The organism is Paenibacillus dokdonensis (genome assembly GCF_004916975.1).
GTDB classification, from domain to species: domain Bacteria; phylum Bacillota; class Bacilli; order Paenibacillales; family Paenibacillaceae; genus Paenibacillus_AQ; species Paenibacillus_AQ dokdonensis.
The window spans coordinates 254,928-272,425 of record NZ_STGQ01000003.1 but is presented as its reverse complement, the minus strand read 5'-3'; the positions used below and the strand labels follow the sequence as shown (position 1 = coordinate 272,425).

The following is a 17,498-nucleotide window of genomic DNA, read 5'->3' as shown; positions in this document are numbered from 1 at the left end:
TTCGCCGAAGAGACCGGAAGGGTTTTGCTCTGTTAGGTTTGATTCGGTTTTTTTTATTCCTCGCTTTGGCTGGACCATTGATTCAGAAGCTTATCTGAAGGAAGCAGGAAGGTTAGAATACCGAGAATTGGCAGGAAGCTGCATAGAGTCATCACGGTGTTGACACCAACCATATCGATCCATTTGCCGAGAACAAGAGCTCCGAGACCACCAAGCCCGAAGGCCAGCCCTGTGATGAGGCCGGATACGGTTCCGATTTTACCGGGGAAGAGCATTTGGGCATATACCACAGTAACGGAAAAGCTGGAAAAGACGATCAATCCGATCAGGGCCAGCAGAATGCCTGCCCCCCACAAACCGACATGGGGCAGCAGCAGGGCGAGCGGAGCTGCAAGCACCATGGAACCGAAAATAATATTACGCTTGCCGAAACGGTCTGCGAGTGGCCCGCCGAAGAAGGTGCCGACTGCACCCGCACCAAGAAATAGGAAGATAAAGATCTGGGCGTCATTGACGCTTAAACCATAATGATCAATCAAATAGAACGGAAAGAAAGTGCTGATGGAGGAGCTGTACCAAGACCGGACAAAGACCAGCACGATAAGCATCACAATGGCAAACCGGACCTTCGTGCGTACCTCAGGCTTCAGCTGGCGTGCGGCTGCCTTTTTCTTCACATGTGCGCCGCTTTGCAGCTTCCGGCCATACCATCTGGCAACGTAAATTTGAACGGCAATGCCTGCTCCGGCTACGAGAGTGAACCAGATGGCTCCAAACAAACCGAGCGGGATGAAGATCCACATGGTTAGCATCGGCGCCAGCGATTGACCCGCGTTTCCTCCTACTTGGAAGATGGACTGGGCCAGTCCTCTGCGTGTGCCCGAAGCCATATGCGATACTCTGGAGCCTTCCGGATGGAAAGCCGCCGACCCGAGACCGACGAATACGACGGCCAGCAGCACAGCCGGGTATGTATCGGCGAAGGCCAGTAAAAGCATGCCTGTAAAGGTGAAGCCCATGCCGACCGGCAGAATAGCCGGAGTCGGCTTGCGGTCTGCGAACCAGCCGACAACGGGCTGCATAATGGAAGATGTGAAATTTATAGCGAAGGATATCCACCCAATCTGCGTATAGTTTAAGTGCATGGAAGATCTCAGAATGGGGAAAATGGCTGGAATAACCGACTGGATCGAATCGTTGAACAGATGAACAAGACTGATTGCGATCAGTATGCGGAAGACGGTAGCACTAGCATCTGAACCGGCTAGCGGCTGCCGTCCTTTTTGCGGTGCGGCGCTATTTACTGTAGGAACTGACATATAAACCTCCTGCTCTCATCAAATGGATAAAGAGATTATATGACAGAAAAAGGGTATGCGTATACCCTTACTTGATAATGACGCCTCCAAAAGGGATCACTTCGCGCAAAATTCTTTTCAGCAGGCCTTCTTGTTCCATTTCTTTCTGCAGGCGGCTGGTCTGTTGCCCGGCATGAAACAGCACCGTGCCATTTCCGGTCATTTTCCAGTGATAGTTCATATGCTGGCTGGCCAGTGTATTGCCGTAGACGGTTAATTCGAGCTTGGCATTTTCGGGATAAGCAACGAGGCTGCCTGCATCGACATACAGCGGCTCGGAAGGATGGAGCTCCGATTCATAAACCGCTCCTTCCGTTAGCAGGCCGATCGTTCCAGAACCAGAGAACTTCATCTTTACCGCATCTTTGGTAATCAGCATATTTTTAATGTGAAGTATCCGGGTATGCATTTGAATTCCTGTACTGTAAAAAAATAGATTGCGGAAGTCGTAGAGAAGATCGCTGTATTCCTGGAGCTCCACGGTTTTAATGGTAAATCCGGGAGGCAGTGCAGCGGTAAACTGGCAGGGACCGCTCATATCCGCCTGAATCAGTCTTTTTTTTCGATACATTCCTTTAACATTCATGAAACGGTCGCTGCGGCCATCGGAAGGACCGCGGTAAGCGATGACTTGCTCGGGATGGAGAATATGCATGGTTTCCCCTTCACCAAGCGAGAAGTCAACGGCCTGTCCATTCCCTCCTCCGGATTCCCGGATTCTGATATTCAACAAGGTTTCCTCCTTTTAGAGGTGAGTGTGTGAAAAGCTATAGCCGTGTTCTCCGGTTGGAGCGACGCATGGCGAAACGTAAAACGCGGATCAGGACAAAATACCCTATAACAAGGAGAATCACGGTAATGAGCATGATTTTGAATTTACGCGCTTTGGCGTCCTTAAGCTCGTTAACTTCCTTCAATTGATTGACTGTTTCAGCCAGCTGACGGTTCTGCTCCACAAGCTGAACGTTTTGCTCCTCGAATGCCTTGGCATTTTGCTTCGCCTGGTCAAGCTCATCCAGCGTCTCCTGATAACTCTCCTTAAGCTGATTAACCTCACCCGGAAGATCAGAGAACTTTTCCACGCCATTGTAGAAGTCATGAAAATAATTCGCGTGGGCGGAAGTGCCGACGAGCAGCGGTCCCCATATCACTAAAAAAAGCATACTGATCGTTCGGAGTGATGATATTTTATGAAGTTTCTTGTTTTTTTTCATATTTTCACCACCTGCCGCATAGTATGGAACATGCCTGGTAACCTACATTACCCCAAAACACATGGAGTTGATTATTATACGGATTGTATATTTGTAAATGATTCAAAGTTTAGGAACTGCCCTGAACGGGTATATCTAGTAAGTAGCCGCTAGATTCGCCACTCTTATTTCATTTGCTGAGAATATAACTATTAAAAATACACAAATAACCATAGATCAGGCTGAGGCCGGTATGAGGGACTGCAGCACATGCTATGCAATGTTAAAAGGAGAAGATTGAAATGGAAAAAGAACAACAATACAAAAAAATGCTGATTACTGTGAACGGTAAGCCCTTAGGCAGAGAAATCTGGATTGACAAAATAACCTATGCACCGGTTTTTACAAATGAATTAGCCGTCAAACCAGCAGGATCGGATGCCGAAGCAGCGGTCAGCTGATTTTGTATCATAATATCATAACCAGGCGATAAAAACCCGTAGTCCATCAGGACTTTCGGGTTTTTTTTGCAGTATATTGTCGTCATGTGATACAGATAATGAAAAGCCTATTTATGCCTAACTAAAATATAACGTTTATTTTCATGTGTTTGTTACATATTTCGACATTTATTTATGTGTAGTTCTTATATACTATAAGTGGCTTCGTGCTGGGCTTTGTTTAGGTCTTTTTGCGCATTTTGACAAGGATGGGGGGAATTAAGGCTAAAAGAATAAATGAGATTTCTCAAGCGTGTCGTAAATATGCTAAAATGATAGAAATATATTGTACGAACATATGTTCCGTGACAGTATGCTGTCAGCCCATATTGGTACGATATAAAGATGACAAGAAAAGGGGTGAAGTCCATGCAGTCAGGTATTCAGGAAAATTTTACATGGAACCGCAGCCACATCTTTGCAAGCGGCTCCAATAAAGTCATTTTGTTGGTTGAATGGTATGGGGGAAACTTTCGTCCTTCAAGAAAGAGAAGTACACCCAAACTGATCGCCCAAGATGTGCAGCTGCATTTATGGTTTGAACCGCAAGTCTCTTTAATCCATGTCCATGGAGCGAAGGCAATGAAAAACCTGGGTCAGTCACTCATGATTCCTCTCGGTCATCTGTATGATGGTGTGAAGCAGTTTATAGCCATCGAACTTGCTCTGGAACCTCAAAATGCTGGCATGCATGGCGTTTTGTCAGCTCAATGGAAATTCAAAGAAAAGAATAAAGAACGCATTAAGGAACTTCCTGTAAAGGAATTATATATGAACTATACCTACCATACAGGGCTATTACAGCAGCCGGAAGATTTCCATGTACGAAAGCATGTGAAGCTTCTGGAAACCCAGAGTGTTCTGAAGGAGGCCATTCATTTATTCGAATACGGGGAAATTGACCGTGGAGAGTGGCTGCTGCGTCGAAAAGGGGATGAGCTGTTAATTGAAGCTGCGCGTTTTACGGATGGCCGATTGCTTGAAGAAGCGGATATGTTATACCAGCTGAGCGAGCACTATGTGAGCACCTATCAAAATCGCAAGGTTCTAAAAATAAAAAACGGTTAATATGTTCGCTTATTTTCGCATCTTTGAAGAAATCAGCCTGAGACATAAGTCTAGAGAAGCAAACAGAACTGGGTTTTTTAGGCAGGATTCGCTTTGCTACAAGTCGAATGGACTACATCACGCAACTCTAAGTGAGTCTAATTTACTATATGAGCTAGGAGAATCCACATGACCGACAGACTAATTCGATTAATGCGCATCATTACACTTGTTCAAGCTAAACCGGGGATACTGGCAAGGGAACTGGCAGAAAGATGCACAACCAGTGAACGTACCATTTACCGTGATATGGAAGCCTTAAGCGCCATGCATATACCTATCACCCATCTTGGATATGGAAAAGGGTATCAATTTATCGGCAGATTTGCTTTATATCCATTCGATTGGACGGAGGAAGAAGTTCATGCATTTCGGACTCTTGCTCAGGTCATGAATCAAGTCAAACCTCTGCTGCCCGAAGGATTCGAAGGCGCCTATGAAAAGGTAATGGCTGCACATCATAAACAGAGCATCGATCGAATAGAAACTGAGCTTCAGGAAAGTGATCATCACAAACCGGGAAAAACCGCCAAGGGATCATCCGCAGGGGAACAGTCCCAGTATCTGATACCGATTTTGCAGGCAACCCTGTCTCATCAAATCATTCAGGCTGAATATTACATTCCAGAACGAAATGAGCTTCTTTACGGTAAAATAGATCCCTACCTCCTGATTCCGTGGCAGCGCCGATTTTATCTGGTCGGGCGAAACCATAATACGGGGGAAGTACATACATACCGCCTGAATCATTTTGAACGGGTCGTAGTGTTGGATGATTGCTTCATCAAAGTACATACCCATATACAGCAAGAGTGGCATGAACATTTTCGTGGAAAAGAAGAAGAACCAGTTGCATTCAAGGTTAGGCTCTCCTCTGCGGTCATTCCGAATTACAAAGAAAAGGAATTTATATTGCCGTTTGCGGAACTGACTGAGCATGATGGAAGTCTAGTCATTAGCCTGAAGGTTTCTGATGTCCGTGAATTCATGAGCTGGCTGTCCCAATATGGGTCCGAAGCAGAAATTATTGAACCTGTTCATTATCGCGAAATGATGAAACGCCAATTAAAAGAATGGCTTGCGGTGTATGGGTGAACGGCGATTTTTCACTTTATTACATCAACTCACCAGAGAAGTGGGCCTGCATATTTTTTACAGCCGCTATGCCGGTCCGCGTTTCTGGCTGACTTATGTATCATCCAATCTACCTGGGCCGGTTCATTGCTTCTCTCCTCCATTGCATCGGCTTTCTCCCTCCCAAATTAATTATCGATAACCTTTTCCTAGTTTCTACTTCAAAATGACGGTTATAGCCCGGGAAATGATTTTCCTTATAATGGGTTTTCGTGTTAATATTTATAAGAAGTTTCTCTAAATATTGGATATTCGAGGAAACGGGGAATGGATTTTGAGATTTTTCTTGTCTGGAAAATCGCCGGAGGAAATGGAAGCCGAGAACAAAAACAGCCTAAACCTGAGAATTAATATGTTTTTCTTCAGCACGTTTATCATTTTTTGCGTCGTCATTGTCCGTTTGGCCGTTCTGCAGTTTGTCGAAGCGCCCAGCTTGACGGTGAAAGAAGCCAGCCAGAATACAAAAAACATACCTCTTCCTCCTGATCGTGGAAACATCCGCGATGCTGCAGGAGTCAAGCTGGCATATTCAAATCCTGTGGAGTCACTTTATATTACGTTAATGAAGGATTACAACAAGACAACGGAAAAAGGGAAGAAGAATCGTCCTGAAGCAGACAAAATGGCGGCACAGATGGCAGATGCCTTCAAGCAGTTCGGGGATGACAAAAGCAGACCTCTGACAAAGGATGAAATCATCGAAGCGATGGATCTTGAATCCAAGCTGGATAAAGGATATAGACCTCGCCGCATCAAGTCGGATCTGAACAAAAAAGAAATTCAATATTTTATGGAGCATAAATCTGATTTTCCGGGCATTGAGATTATCGAGGAGACGACGCGTCAATATGACCCGGAAACCGTTGCCGTACAGACCGTCGGTTATGTCAAATCTTTTAAACGGACGGAAATTTTGAAGGATTATGACGAGGCAAGGCAAAATAGTGCGGATGACACCAATCCCGGGGAAATATATACGAAAGACGAAATTGTCGGTTTTGACGGCGTTGAGGAATCATTCCAGAAAGAGCTGAGAGGAAAGAACGGCTACAAAGTGACCTCTGTAAGCTCAGCCAACATTCCGGAAGAGATTGTGGACATCATCCCTCCAGTCAAGGGAAATGATGTGTGGCTGACCATCAACAAAGATGTTCAATTGCAGACGGAGCAGGCGATCAAGGATCAGCTCGTTTGGCTGCATTCCCATCCGGTATCCGGGCAGACTCATCCCGAAGCCGTGACGGGCTATGCGGTAGCCATGGAAGTGGACACAGGCAACATCGTAGCCATGGCAAGCATACCGGATTACGATACAAACATATGGAAAAAAGGGTCTGCTTCGAATGCGGACTTTGATAAGCTCAATTCAACTTATCAGAACGGGGCCATTACCCCGATTAGCTCCGGCAAGTCGAAGCATGGGCTGGATTCAGGAGTTCTGCTCGGCTCGACGATCAAACCGCTGAGCGTACTCGTCGGATTGAATGAGAAACTCTTTACAACGACCACTCCTTATAATGATACAGGTGTCACGTATTTCGGTAAGGAGCAAAAGGCTGTACATAACTCCCAGAATCACGCGTACGGCTATTTCCGGACACCCGCGGATGCCATTGAGCATTCATCGAATGTTTTTATGGTAGATAAGGTCGGCAACGCGTTGTATAGCAAGTTTGGTAAAAAGGGTATCACGGTATGGAATAAGTACATGGAGGAATTCGGATTGGGTGTGTCAACAGGGGTTGACCTGCCTAATGAGTGGCTGGGCCGAAAGGAATATGGAACGGCCGATCGTATTCCCAAATCAGTCGGAAGTGCCCAAGCTGCGCTTGTTTATGCATCCTTTGGCCAAGGGGGCAAATATACGCCGCTGCAGTTGGCACAGTATACTGCCACGCTTGCGAATGAAGGTGCGAGGATTAAGCCGCAAATCGTCAGCAAAATTACGGACCCCAGCGGCAAGGTGATAAAAACAACCAAACGGGAAGTTCTGAATACAGTTAAATTGGATGCATCCTTTTGGAAACTCATTAAAAAAGGAATGAACACGAACGTTAACGGGGCCTTTGACGGATTTCCTTATGATTACGCGAGAAAAACGGGTACTTCCCAGCAGCAGGTAAATGGGGTTAACCGGGATAACGGGGTGTTTATAGCCTATGCACCGCGCAATAATCCAAAAATGGCTGTTGCCGTTGTCATTCCGGAAGGCGGATTCGGGGCATACAGCGCCGCGCCTGTTGCCCGTAAAATGTTCGATGCTTATGATCAAGTGTACGGTTTGGACGGCGTTCCGAAAAAGCCGCTGCAGGACAAGAAAGCAGAGGAAGAGAAGGCGAAGGAAGCTTCCAATAAACAGCAATAAGAGAGACGATTATAGCGGCAGATGGGGAAATTGCTCCTGGTCTGCCGCTTTGTTTTGTTCAAACATAGGTCGAATCATAGCGAAAGATGCCGAGCACCCCTCATGTATGCTAAAATAATCAATGTTATTTTAGTTAGAAAGGGGGGGAGCCGGTGGGCGAATACACACCGGACCATCCGGAGCAGGAAGAAACGAAAAAGAAGGGGAATTTGAATTTAAGAATCAACTTGTTCTTCTTCAGCACTTTTATGATCTTCTGTGTCATTATTATCAGACTGGCCATCCTTCAGTTTGTTGAGGGACCAACCCTGACGGAGAAGGAATCCAGTAATATTGTCAAAGACGTACCGCTTCCTCCAATACGGGGAACTATTTTTGATGCGGCAGGTGTAAAACTAGCATATTCGACACCAACACAATCGCTTTATATCACATTAATGAAGGATTATAGTGAAAAAAATGGTAGTAAAAACCGCCCCGAAGCTGAGGGAATTGCGCAGCGGCTTCTGGAGGTGTTTGATAAATACGGGAATCCAGATGCGGAGAAAATGACCAAACAGGATATTATCGACGCCATGGATTTGGATTACAAAAAATACGCTGGCTATTCTCCGCGCCGGATTAAAATGGACCTTACGGACAAAGAAATTGCATATTTCAGTGAGCATAAGTCAGATTTCCCGGGCATCGCCATCGAAGAAGAGAGCGTCCGCCATTACGATCCGGACACCGTTGCAGTCCAAACCATTGGATATATTCGTACATTCAGCGGCTCGAAGACTCTGAGCAAGTACAAGGGTATCGATGAAGAGCAGCGCAGCGGCGATGTTACGACTGATCCGGGACTTGTGTATACGGAGCCTGAATTCGTCGGGTTTGACGGGCTTGAACTGATGTATCAGGACGAGCTTCGCGGCAAGAACGGCTACAAGAAGGTGCCTATCAATCCGCGAAATATGCCGGAGGGCGTGGATGAAATCGTACCACCAGTAAAAGGCGATAACATCTACTCGACGATTAATAAGGAAATTCAGGTATCCACAGAGCAGGCTATTACCGAGCAGTTGAACTGGCTTCACACCCATCCGGTATCCGGCAGAACGCATCGCGATGCCACCACCGGCTTTGCCGTCGCGATGGAGGTCAAGACAGGCAATATCGTAGCCATGGCCAGCATGCCGGATTACGATACGAACGTATGGCAGACTGGCAGCGTAACACCGGATAACTGGAAAAAGATACAAAACATTTATATGAATGGCACCATCCGTTCGTTTAATCCGGGTAAAAAGGGTGACCATCCGGAGTCTGTTGTTCTGCTTGGTTCGACCCAAAAGCCGCTCAGCGTGCTGCTTGGTTTGAAGGAAGGTTTGATTACAACCAATACCTATTATCAGGATAAAGGCGCAGCTTATTTTGGTAAGGAAGGACATCAGACCCGTGTCCAAAACTCTTCGGGACATGTATACGGAGGTATGGATCCTGCACGGGCGATCGAGAAATCCTCCAATGCGTTTATGGTCGATATGATCGGTAAAAAGCTTTATGACAAGTATAAAGACAAAAGCATCGGTGTTTGGGACGATTACATGACCGAGTTCGGGCTTGGCGTCCTGACAGGCAGCGGTCTTCCGGGTGAGTGGAAGGGGCGCAAGGAGTACACGAACGTTAAGCAGGCAGGTAGTACGCAATCTGCAATGGCCTATGCTTCATTCGGCCAGCAGGGGAAATATACGACCCTTCAGCTGGCGCAATATACAGCGATGCTTGCTAATGAGGGTAAGCGGTTGAAACCGCAGCTGGTCAGCAAGATTACCGATGAGAAGGGTAACATCGTTAAAACCTTTAAGCCGGAAGTCCTCAATACCGCGGATTTCCCCAAATCCTATTGGAATGAAATCCGGCGCGGAATGAAGAGTGAAGTATCAGCATTCGGAGATTTTCCTTATGCCTTTGCTCGGAAGACCGGTACATCGACGCAGCAGGTCGGTCATCAGCTCGTGGATAACGGCGTATTTATCGCCTATGCACCTCGGGATAATCCGGTGCTGGCTGTAGCCGTTATGATTCCGGAAGGCGGCTTTGGCTCGCAAAGTGCCGCGCCGATTGCCAGGAAAATATTTGATGCGTACGACAAAGTCTATGGACTGGACGGGGTTCCAAAAGGCAATCCGGACAATAACGCCAATGGAACCGATACGACGAACAATCAAACAACCAGCAATCATTAACATTTATGCTTTATCATATACAGATGAAATCAGGGGCAGGCTTCGGGGAGACACGAACCTGCTCCTGATCTTTTCTATGCGCAGGGATAGCAGGTCCTGTTTCTGCCCGAAACGGATGGATGGTCATCGATTGAAAAACCCTTTTGTGGCTATCCCCGGCTTTATGGTAAAATGTCCGTATGTGTGCATGAAACGTGAAAAAGAGAACGTACAGGGGGGTACAACATGAATAACCAATATAAACTGCTAGCACTGGATATGGATGGCACCCTGCTGACGAGTGATCATATCATTTCGCCAGTTACCTCGGAGTGGATACAGAAAGCCAAAGAAAAGGGAGTCCATGTATGTCTCTCGACCGGAAGAAGCTTTGAGAGTGCACTGCCATACGGTGAAGAATTGGGGCTGTTGACGCCGATGATCACCGTGAATGGCAGTGAGGTGTGGAGAGCTCCGCATGATCTGTATCTGCGTTCTTTGATGGATACGAAACTTATTTCTACCATGCATGATATTGCTGTGGCGGAAGACTGCTGGTACTGGGCGTATTCCGTAGAGCGGGTGTATAACAAGGATGAGTGGGTAGATGATATTGAGGGAAAGGAATGGCTCAAATTCGGGTTTCATACGGAAGATGATGATGCACGCCATCGCATTCTGATGAAATTACAGGATATGGGCGGACTTGAAATTACGAATTCCTCGCCTCATAATCTCGAAGTGAACCCGCAAGGGATAAACAAGGCTGCCGGAATTCGCGAGGTATGCGGCTTGCTTGGACTGGATATGAGCGAAGTGATTGCGGTTGGGGACAGCATGAACGATCTGGCAGCGATTCAGGCAGCAGGGCTGGGCGTTGCCATGGGGAATGCACAGCAGGTTGTCCGAGATTCTGCAGATTTCGTTACGACAAGCAATGATGAAGATGGTATTGCGAAAGTCATTGAAAAATTTATTTTTATGTAGCATGAGCTGGAGAACGTATCATCAGTCTCTATTTATATCAGGAAGGGATCGAAGCTATGGCTATACTCGGATGGATTCTGATCATTGCCCTGTTTGCCGTTGGACTGGCCGGAGCCATATTTCCCGTGCTGCCGGGTGCGGTGGCGATATTTGTTGCCTTTTTCGTCTATGGCTGGTTCTTTACATTTGGGCATTTCAATGTGTGGTTCTGGATCATTCAGGCGCTCATTATCATTGTACTGTTTGTGGCGGATTATGCGGTTAGTGCCTGGGGAACGAAGAAGTTTGGAGGCTCCCGGCTATCCGTTATATTAAGCACCATCGGCGTTATTATCGGGCCTTTTGTGATTCCGGCTTTCGGCCTTATTATCGGTCCGTTTCTAGGGGCCTTTGTTGGTGAACTGATTGTCGGTTCCACCGTGTCAAAATCCGTAAAAGTCGGCTTTGGTACATTGGTGGGACTGTTCAGCAGCATGGTGATGAAAATTATTTTGCAAATTGTAATGATTGTTGTGTTCTTTATTTGGATCGCTGTTTTTTAAAGTCATATGCTCCATGGGTTGTGCTCGCTGGGGGAAAGAAGGGAATAGGGTTTGGCTAAAAAAGAATCGTTTATCAAAGGTACACTTATTCTGGCTGCTGCGGCATTGGTGGCGAGGGTATTGGGGCTGGTACAAAGAGTGCCCCTGGATCACTTGTTTGATGATGTCGGAAAGGCTTCATTCTCCATTGCGAACAACGTGTATCTGATGCTGCTTACGGTAGCCACTGCCGGCATTCCGAGCACGCTCAGTAAAATGGTATCGGAACGTTATGCATTGAAGAGGCCGGGCGAGGCGCGTCAGGTATATCATGCGGCGCTGCTGTTTGCCGTATTTGCCGGTGTTATTATTACCGTTCTGCTGTACGTATTGGCGCCGTATTATGCAACATACGTATCCAAAGTACCTGAAGCGTCGTTAGCGATCCGTGCCTTGGCACCTGCATTGCTCCTTTTTCCTGCAATCGCCATGATGCGTGGCTATTTTCAGGGAAGAAACAATATGGCAGCCGGCGGTATTTCGCAAATTGTCGAGCAGTTTGCGCGTGTAGGCACAGCTATTATTTTGGCATATATACTGCTGAAATCAGGTTATAGCGGAAGCTGGGTCGCAGCGGGCGCATCCTTTGGGGGCGTGCTCGGAAGCATCGGGGCATTTGCGATTATGCTGTACTATACGGTAAAAATCCGTAAGCAGGATAAGGCGGAGATGCTTCGTGAAGGTACTGTGAACCAGCTGCCGCTGATGAGAATTTATAAGGACATCTTCACGCTGTCCATTCCGATTGTACTTTCATCTTTAACCGTTCCTGCGGTTAACTTTATCGACTCGTCTATCGTTAATCCGCTTTTGATCGGTCAGATCGGAGCGGCGAAGGCAACGGAGCTTCTCGGGATTCTCGGACAACGGGCTCAAAGTATTGCCGGTATTCCGCCGATACTGGCCATTGCGCTCAGTACCTCGTTGATACCGGTTATATCGGCAGCATTTGCGCGTAAGGATCAGGAGCATTTGCAGCAGCAGATGACGCTGGCGCTCCGCATCTCCGTACTGACCGGGATGCCAATCGTAATCGCGCTGTGCACAGCGGCATATTCGATTAATGGACTTCTATTCAGCAGTCTGGATGGGAGCTGGCTTATCATGCTGCTCACATTCGGAACGATCTTCCAGATCACGATGATGACAACAAACTCCATTCTCTTGGGAGTAAACAAGGCGAAGATCTCCATGGTGAATGTCATGGTTGGTATTGTGGTCAAGCTGGCGGGAAGCTACTTGCTTGCCCCATGGTTTGGCATCTATGGCATTATTGCCGCTACCGGACTCTGTTTCTTGGTCATTACCCTGCTCAATCTGCGAATGCTGAAGGTCATCGTGCCTTTTTCGATTCTTGGCAAACGCTGGACAGGCTTCTTGCTGACGGTGATCCTGACTGCCGCCGCAGGTTATGGACTGAACGAGGCAGGCATTCAGATGACGCATATCATGCCAGATCGTCTCGCTTTCTTCATTACCTGCATCATTGTCGGTGGGGCAGTCGTCATTCTCTATCTTGTACTCATGATTATGCTCGGCGTGCTGCGTCAGCATGAGTTGGTGAGCTATCCCCGCAAGCTGCAAAAGCTGCTGCGGCCACTGATGCGCCTACAGCCATCCCGCTTCAAGACCGGGGATTCGCAGGGCCAATAAAAAATGATGTTCTGATGTTGCCGATTCCCATCAGGGTGCATCATCAGAACATGTTACCGCTCTTTCCACATCATGGGTCAGGGCGGTTTTTTGAACGGCAAAACGGTGGGCATGCGTCATCTCAATGAAAATGGGCCTTTTTGGCCGGGTCACCTGATCAATGGCCGTTTTAGTCTTAAACCAGTCATAACTGGTAATGGGCTCGTAAGCCATGTCATGCCAGACTTCGTTTAGTGGCGGGCTGTAAAACCGTCTTCCCTTCGGAAGCCATTCCGATTTGAGCAGCTCTGTGCTCTCCTGTGGAGAGTTCAGAGCTGCTTTTTTTTCGCTGGTGAACAGCTTGGGCCAATATTCCTGGCGGGAGCCCCGATGCGCGGTCGCTGCAGCAAAAGCCTGAACCCCAGTCAGCACCTCCTTGTAACCGAAGAGCATGGCATATAAAGCCTTTCCGAAGGCAATCCGTTCCTCCAGATTTGAGAAACGCTCCAGAATCAGGCCGACCATGCCGCGACAGCTGTTGGGTCCGGCATCATCTTTTTCAGGGCTTTCTTCGGCCTCTTCATATGGGGGAACAGCAACATTCTGAACAACTCCGTCGGCAGTTGGATCTGGAAGGTGTACGAGCATCGGAAAAATAATCTGATTCATTTGAAACCTGCTGTGAAGTGTAAATACAGAGCTGTGCAGAATGTTTTTTTGAAAATAGCTGTTCTGAATGACTCTGCCCTCGATATAGTTCTGCTCGTTAATAATAAGACCGACGGCCAGCAGAGCGCTGTCGCGTTCGATCCAGAAACGCTCCCAGAACGGGCGCATAAAAGAGGAGACGCGAAACTCGGGCAGAAGATGAAACAGGCTTCTCCCAAGCCTCCGGCTGTGTATATAGAGAAGCAGCTGCGGGTAGGCATCCAGAAAAATCAGGGCGTTGCTGCGCTCTAGCATCTGATACATATCCTCGCGAAGCTGGTCTGTGACCACATCTGACAGCAAACCGCCCTTGAGGTCAGTCATGTTCCAGCCCGCATTACGGGACACCATATGGGCCAGGAATGACCAATGCAGCTCGGGAAATTCCCGGTAGCAGTCATAGTACGCTTCGGTTCGTGTAATATTGCTGCGATTGGCATCGAGAACAGACTCACGGATGCTCTTCACGATATCCCGGTCCTCTGGCGAGAGCGGAGCCGCAGCCTCTTCTTTGCCGAATGCGCTATCACGTATACGGTTCCGGTCACTAAGCAATTTGTCGAGCTGGTCGCGAATGCTATGGGCAGCCGTTTCCTTCCAGCCGAACGGTCTGCGTTCTTTGATCAGAAGCTGCGATGCTTTCCAGCAGGCATATTTTCCTTTGAACGCTTCTGCAGCTGTCTGGGGCAGCGTCTTTGCGAGCCGGATAACCCCCTGGAATGTAGAATGTCCTTCCGCCTTCTCCGCCATGGACGGATCTTCCTTTCCGGTGTGAAATGATCTTAGTAACAGTATGGCTCAAAAATTTGACTTCCACTCTATATTTTGATTCACTAAAGTAAGAATTGGACAAGAAATGTTCAGAGAGGACTGATCATAGATGCAAAAGATTACTTCTAAAGCTGAATTTCAGGTTGCGATTCAATCTCCACGATTAACCGTAGCTATTTTCAAAGCCGATTGGTGCGGAGATTGTAAATTCATGGATCCCTTCATGCCGGATGTCGAAACGAAATTCGCCAACGACATGACGCTCGTGGAAGTGGATGTGGACAAAGTTGAAGATGTCAGTCAGGAACTGAACATCCTTGGCATTCCGAGCTTTGTGGCTTTCTCCGACGGACGTGAGCTTGTGCGCTTTGTCAACAAGCTGCGCAAATCACGGGAGGAAATTGAAGGCTTCCTGCAGCAGGCATTGGATGTGTACAGAACGATTCATAAATATTAATAAGATGCACCGCTCTTGTCTCGGCAAGAGCGGTGTCATTGTCTTATTATGCAAAAAGAATGCGTTTTCTTTGTATTTTGTCACAAAGTGGGTATATTCCATGATGAATTATCAGGTATAATAAATGAGATTGGTAAATATACGGAGCGCTTCAGTATAGTTGGAGCGTTTTTAATTTGAGCTGCAGGTGAGAGAATTTTGAATACCAAACAATTGAAATGGCTCAGCTACCTAACCTTTTTTGTTATGTTTTTTGCGACTTTTGGCGGAACTGTCGTAACCAAAACGGACTCGGGTCTAGGCTGCGGCCATGAGTGGCCTTTATGCCGGGGACAATTTGTTCCCGCGCATACCATTGCTTCGTTAATTGAATATTCCCACCGTTTGGTCAGTGGTCTGGCAGGGCTAACTTCTGTAGCCGTTGTCGTGGCCTTCTGGCTCTTCGCTAAGAACCGCAAGGATTTGCGAACGTACTCCGTTCTGACGCTCATCTTTGTACTTGTACAGGCATTAATGGGGGCTATGGCTGTTGTGTATGACCAATCCTCTGCGGTGCTTGCGCTGCACTTCGGTTTCTCCTTGATTGCTTTTGCCAGCTCTCTGATGCTGGCGCTTGGAGCCCGGAAAATGGATAAGGATAAACACGCAACCTTCAGGGAGGAGCGTTCTCCGGTCAGTTTGGCTTTCCGGAACTATGTCTGGGTAGTCACAATTTATTCGTATATTGTGGTGTATGTCGGGGCTTATGTAAGTCACACGAGCTCGGCGGGAGGCTGTTCGGGCTGGCCGCTATGCAACGGCAAGTTGATACCGGAACTGACGGGCAGCGTAGCTATCGCTTTCGTACACAGGCTAGCCGCACTGCTTCTGTTTATCGCGATCATTGTGCTGGCGTACTTTGCTTACAAACTGCATCAAGGCAGCCGTGAGCTCTGGGGCCTCGGAACTTCAGCGGTGGTTTTATGCCTGCTGCAGGTATTCAGCGGCGCTGGAATTGTCTTTACGCTGAGCAAGCCTGAATTGTATATCTTCGCGGCTCTGCTTCATAATTTGCTGATTTCTTCGTTGTTCGGAGTATTATGCTACTTGAGCGTACGCGTATGGCAGCTTGGAAGAGAGTCTGTTAACCATTAAAAGCCTCCAGCATGCAGTTTTAACTGAATAAGCATCATCGACAAAGTCCACGAAGCGTATTCGGGGACTTTGTTTGCAGCTTAACATTGCAGCGGAGCTGCTGTTACGAATCTAACGGCCAAAAGTCCTTATGAGTTCTATTACGTTATGGAAATTGTTTTAGAGAAGTTTAATCCAGAACCTGACTTGTTTATATTGTAATATGACGAATTAAAGATATGCCCGGCCTACAAAGTCATCTAATATTTACAATGAAATATTTATTTGCGCAAATTTGATGCAGGGAGAGAATGTCTATGCTGCGAACAATGCTTGGGGAAATGCCCCGTCAAAATAACGGGCTGCTTGAAGAAGCGATTGAAAGGATGTCCCAAACGATCCAGCTGCTGCAGAGGGAGATGGAGAAAAACGATGATCCCAGTCATGATTTCCGCAAGCTGGAGATTTGGACGCGCGGCTTGGTCTCTTCACTGGATGAACTTGAACAAAGCTATTACGCAGCTTGCTTTTTCCGCAAGTCGGTTAAAGCAGGATTCGTTGATGACATGAACATTCAAGAACAAAGTGAGTACGCCAGATACGTCTATTTTTATAAAAATGGTTTTATCCGCATCTTTTCTATTCTGGATAAGCTTGGTACTGTTCTGAATGATATGTTTGATCTGCATACGTCAAAAGTAAAAGCGCATTATTCTTATTTTACGGTGCTGAGACAGTTTGATTATCTCAAAAATCATCAAAAGCTGGCCGAAGCGCTGATCGGAATCAAAAATGACTACCGGAGCTCCCTGAATGTGCTGCGCAAGCGGCGCAACGCGGAGATCCACTATATGAACGCAGAAATGCAGGATGACTTGTGGCAGCGGCATCAGGGTTTGCATGATAAGGTTGAGCTGGAAGATTTGGATAAGCATCTGGATGATCTGAAACAAGGACTTGATATGATATGCAAATCTCTGATTGCCGCTTATAAGTATGCAAATGAGCTCTGGGCCAAAAAGGGCATGCAGGTATAGTGACGTTCAACAATTTTCCTTTTGACAAAGAAAGAAAAAGTTATTATACTGAAAATCATGAAAATGTAACTTTTAATTGCATACGTTTTTTCTTATCGAGAGAGGCGGAGGGACAGGCCCGATGAAGCCCGGCAACCGATTTGAGATGCGGCAAACAGCCAATTCTGAAATGACATGGTGCTAATTCCTACAACTGCAGGTGGATCCTGCGGATTGGCAGATGAGAAAGGAAGCGACTTCGTATACGAAGAGCCCTTTTTGATTCCGTCAAGAGGGCTTTTTATTTTTGTCTGTTACCGTCTTGGGACGGTTGAAAGCGATAGATGCTGTACAGGGACTTGTTCA

15 protein-coding genes and 1 riboswitch are annotated in these 17,498 nt (G+C 47.1%); of the genes, 11 read left to right on the top strand and 4 right to left on the bottom strand.

What is annotated here, in order from left to right; all coding sequences use genetic code 11:
* Window positions 1-53: 53 nt before the first annotated feature.
* The 3 genes from E6W40_RS25670 to E6W40_RS25660 all read right to left on the bottom strand — a co-directional run bounded on the left by E6W40_RS25670 (window position 54) and on the right by E6W40_RS25660 (window position 2,572).
* A complete protein-coding gene (locus E6W40_RS25670; RefSeq protein WP_136608466.1) occupies window positions 54-1,319 on the bottom strand; it encodes an MFS transporter in 1,266 nt (421 codons plus the stop codon).
* Window positions 1,320-1,386: 67 nt separating this feature from the next.
* The gene (locus E6W40_RS25665) at window positions 1,387-2,088 is read right to left on the bottom strand and encodes an AIM24 family protein (RefSeq protein WP_136608465.1); all 702 of its coding nucleotides are present in this window, start codon (window positions 2,086-2,088) and stop codon (window positions 1,387-1,389) included.
* Between the two features lie 37 nt (window positions 2,089-2,125).
* Complete coding sequence (locus E6W40_RS25660) at window positions 2,126-2,572, bottom strand: hypothetical protein (protein ID WP_136608464.1); 447 nt, start codon at window positions 2,570-2,572, stop codon at window positions 2,126-2,128.
* A gap of 281 nt (window positions 2,573-2,853) precedes the next feature.
* Between E6W40_RS25660 and E6W40_RS29630 the strand changes: the two genes are divergently transcribed.
* From E6W40_RS29630 to E6W40_RS25625, 8 genes are all read left to right on the top strand, one after another.
* Entirely contained in the window at window positions 2,854-3,012 is a 159-nt protein-coding gene (locus tag E6W40_RS29630) for a hypothetical protein (RefSeq protein ID WP_168929054.1), read from the top strand.
* Window positions 3,013-3,420: 408 nt separating this feature from the next.
* The gene (locus E6W40_RS25655; RefSeq protein ID WP_168929053.1) at window positions 3,421-4,119 is read left to right on the top strand and encodes a hypothetical protein; all 699 of its coding nucleotides are present in this window, start codon (window positions 3,421-3,423) and stop codon (window positions 4,117-4,119) included.
* 168 nt (window positions 4,120-4,287) lie between these two features.
* Window positions 4,288-5,253, top strand: coding sequence for a helix-turn-helix transcriptional regulator (locus E6W40_RS25650; protein ID WP_136608462.1), 966 nt, complete (start codon window positions 4,288-4,290; stop codon window positions 5,251-5,253).
* 349 nt (window positions 5,254-5,602) lie between these two features.
* A complete protein-coding gene (locus tag E6W40_RS25645; RefSeq protein ID WP_136608898.1) occupies window positions 5,603-7,657 on the top strand; it encodes a peptidoglycan D,D-transpeptidase FtsI family protein in 2,055 nt (684 codons plus the stop codon).
* Window positions 7,658-7,809: 152 nt separating this feature from the next.
* Complete coding sequence (locus E6W40_RS25640; protein ID WP_425464962.1) at window positions 7,810-9,888, top strand: peptidoglycan D,D-transpeptidase FtsI family protein; 2,079 nt, start codon at window positions 7,810-7,812, stop codon at window positions 9,886-9,888.
* Window positions 9,889-10,113: 225 nt separating this feature from the next.
* Entirely contained in the window at window positions 10,114-10,854 is a 741-nt protein-coding gene (locus E6W40_RS25635; protein WP_136608461.1) for a Cof-type HAD-IIB family hydrolase, read from the top strand.
* A 56-nt stretch (window positions 10,855-10,910) separates the two neighbouring features.
* On the top strand, window positions 10,911-11,396 hold the full coding sequence (locus tag E6W40_RS25630; protein WP_136608460.1) for a DUF456 domain-containing protein: 486 nt from the start codon (window positions 10,911-10,913) through the stop codon (window positions 11,394-11,396).
* 51 nt (window positions 11,397-11,447) lie between these two features.
* Window positions 11,448-13,088: a putative polysaccharide biosynthesis protein gene (locus E6W40_RS25625; RefSeq protein WP_136608459.1), complete on the top strand. Its 1,641-nt coding sequence runs from the start codon at window positions 11,448-11,450 to the stop codon at window positions 13,086-13,088.
* A 30-nt stretch (window positions 13,089-13,118) separates the two neighbouring features.
* On the opposite strand, the gene E6W40_RS29625 is transcribed toward E6W40_RS25625, so the two are convergent.
* On the bottom strand, window positions 13,119-14,525 hold the full coding sequence (locus tag E6W40_RS29625; protein ID WP_168929052.1) for a DUF2515 family protein: 1,407 nt from the start codon (window positions 14,523-14,525) through the stop codon (window positions 13,119-13,121).
* Between the two features lie 130 nt (window positions 14,526-14,655).
* On the opposite strand from E6W40_RS29625, the gene E6W40_RS25615 reads away from it, so the two are divergent.
* The 3 genes from E6W40_RS25615 to E6W40_RS25605 all read left to right on the top strand — a co-directional run bounded on the left by E6W40_RS25615 (window position 14,656) and on the right by E6W40_RS25605 (window position 17,153).
* Complete coding sequence (locus E6W40_RS25615) at window positions 14,656-15,003, top strand: thioredoxin family protein (protein ID WP_136608458.1); 348 nt, start codon at window positions 14,656-14,658, stop codon at window positions 15,001-15,003.
* Between the two features lie 198 nt (window positions 15,004-15,201).
* Window positions 15,202-16,137, top strand: coding sequence for a COX15/CtaA family protein (locus E6W40_RS25610; RefSeq protein ID WP_136608457.1), 936 nt, complete (start codon window positions 15,202-15,204; stop codon window positions 16,135-16,137).
* Window positions 16,138-16,433: 296 nt separating this feature from the next.
* Window positions 16,434-17,153: a Cthe_2314 family HEPN domain-containing protein gene (locus tag E6W40_RS25605; protein WP_136608456.1), complete on the top strand. Its 720-nt coding sequence runs from the start codon at window positions 16,434-16,436 to the stop codon at window positions 17,151-17,153.
* Window positions 17,154-17,242: 89 nt separating this feature from the next.
* Window positions 17,243-17,380, top strand: a riboswitch (SAM riboswitch).
* Window positions 17,381-17,498 lie beyond the last annotated feature (118 nt).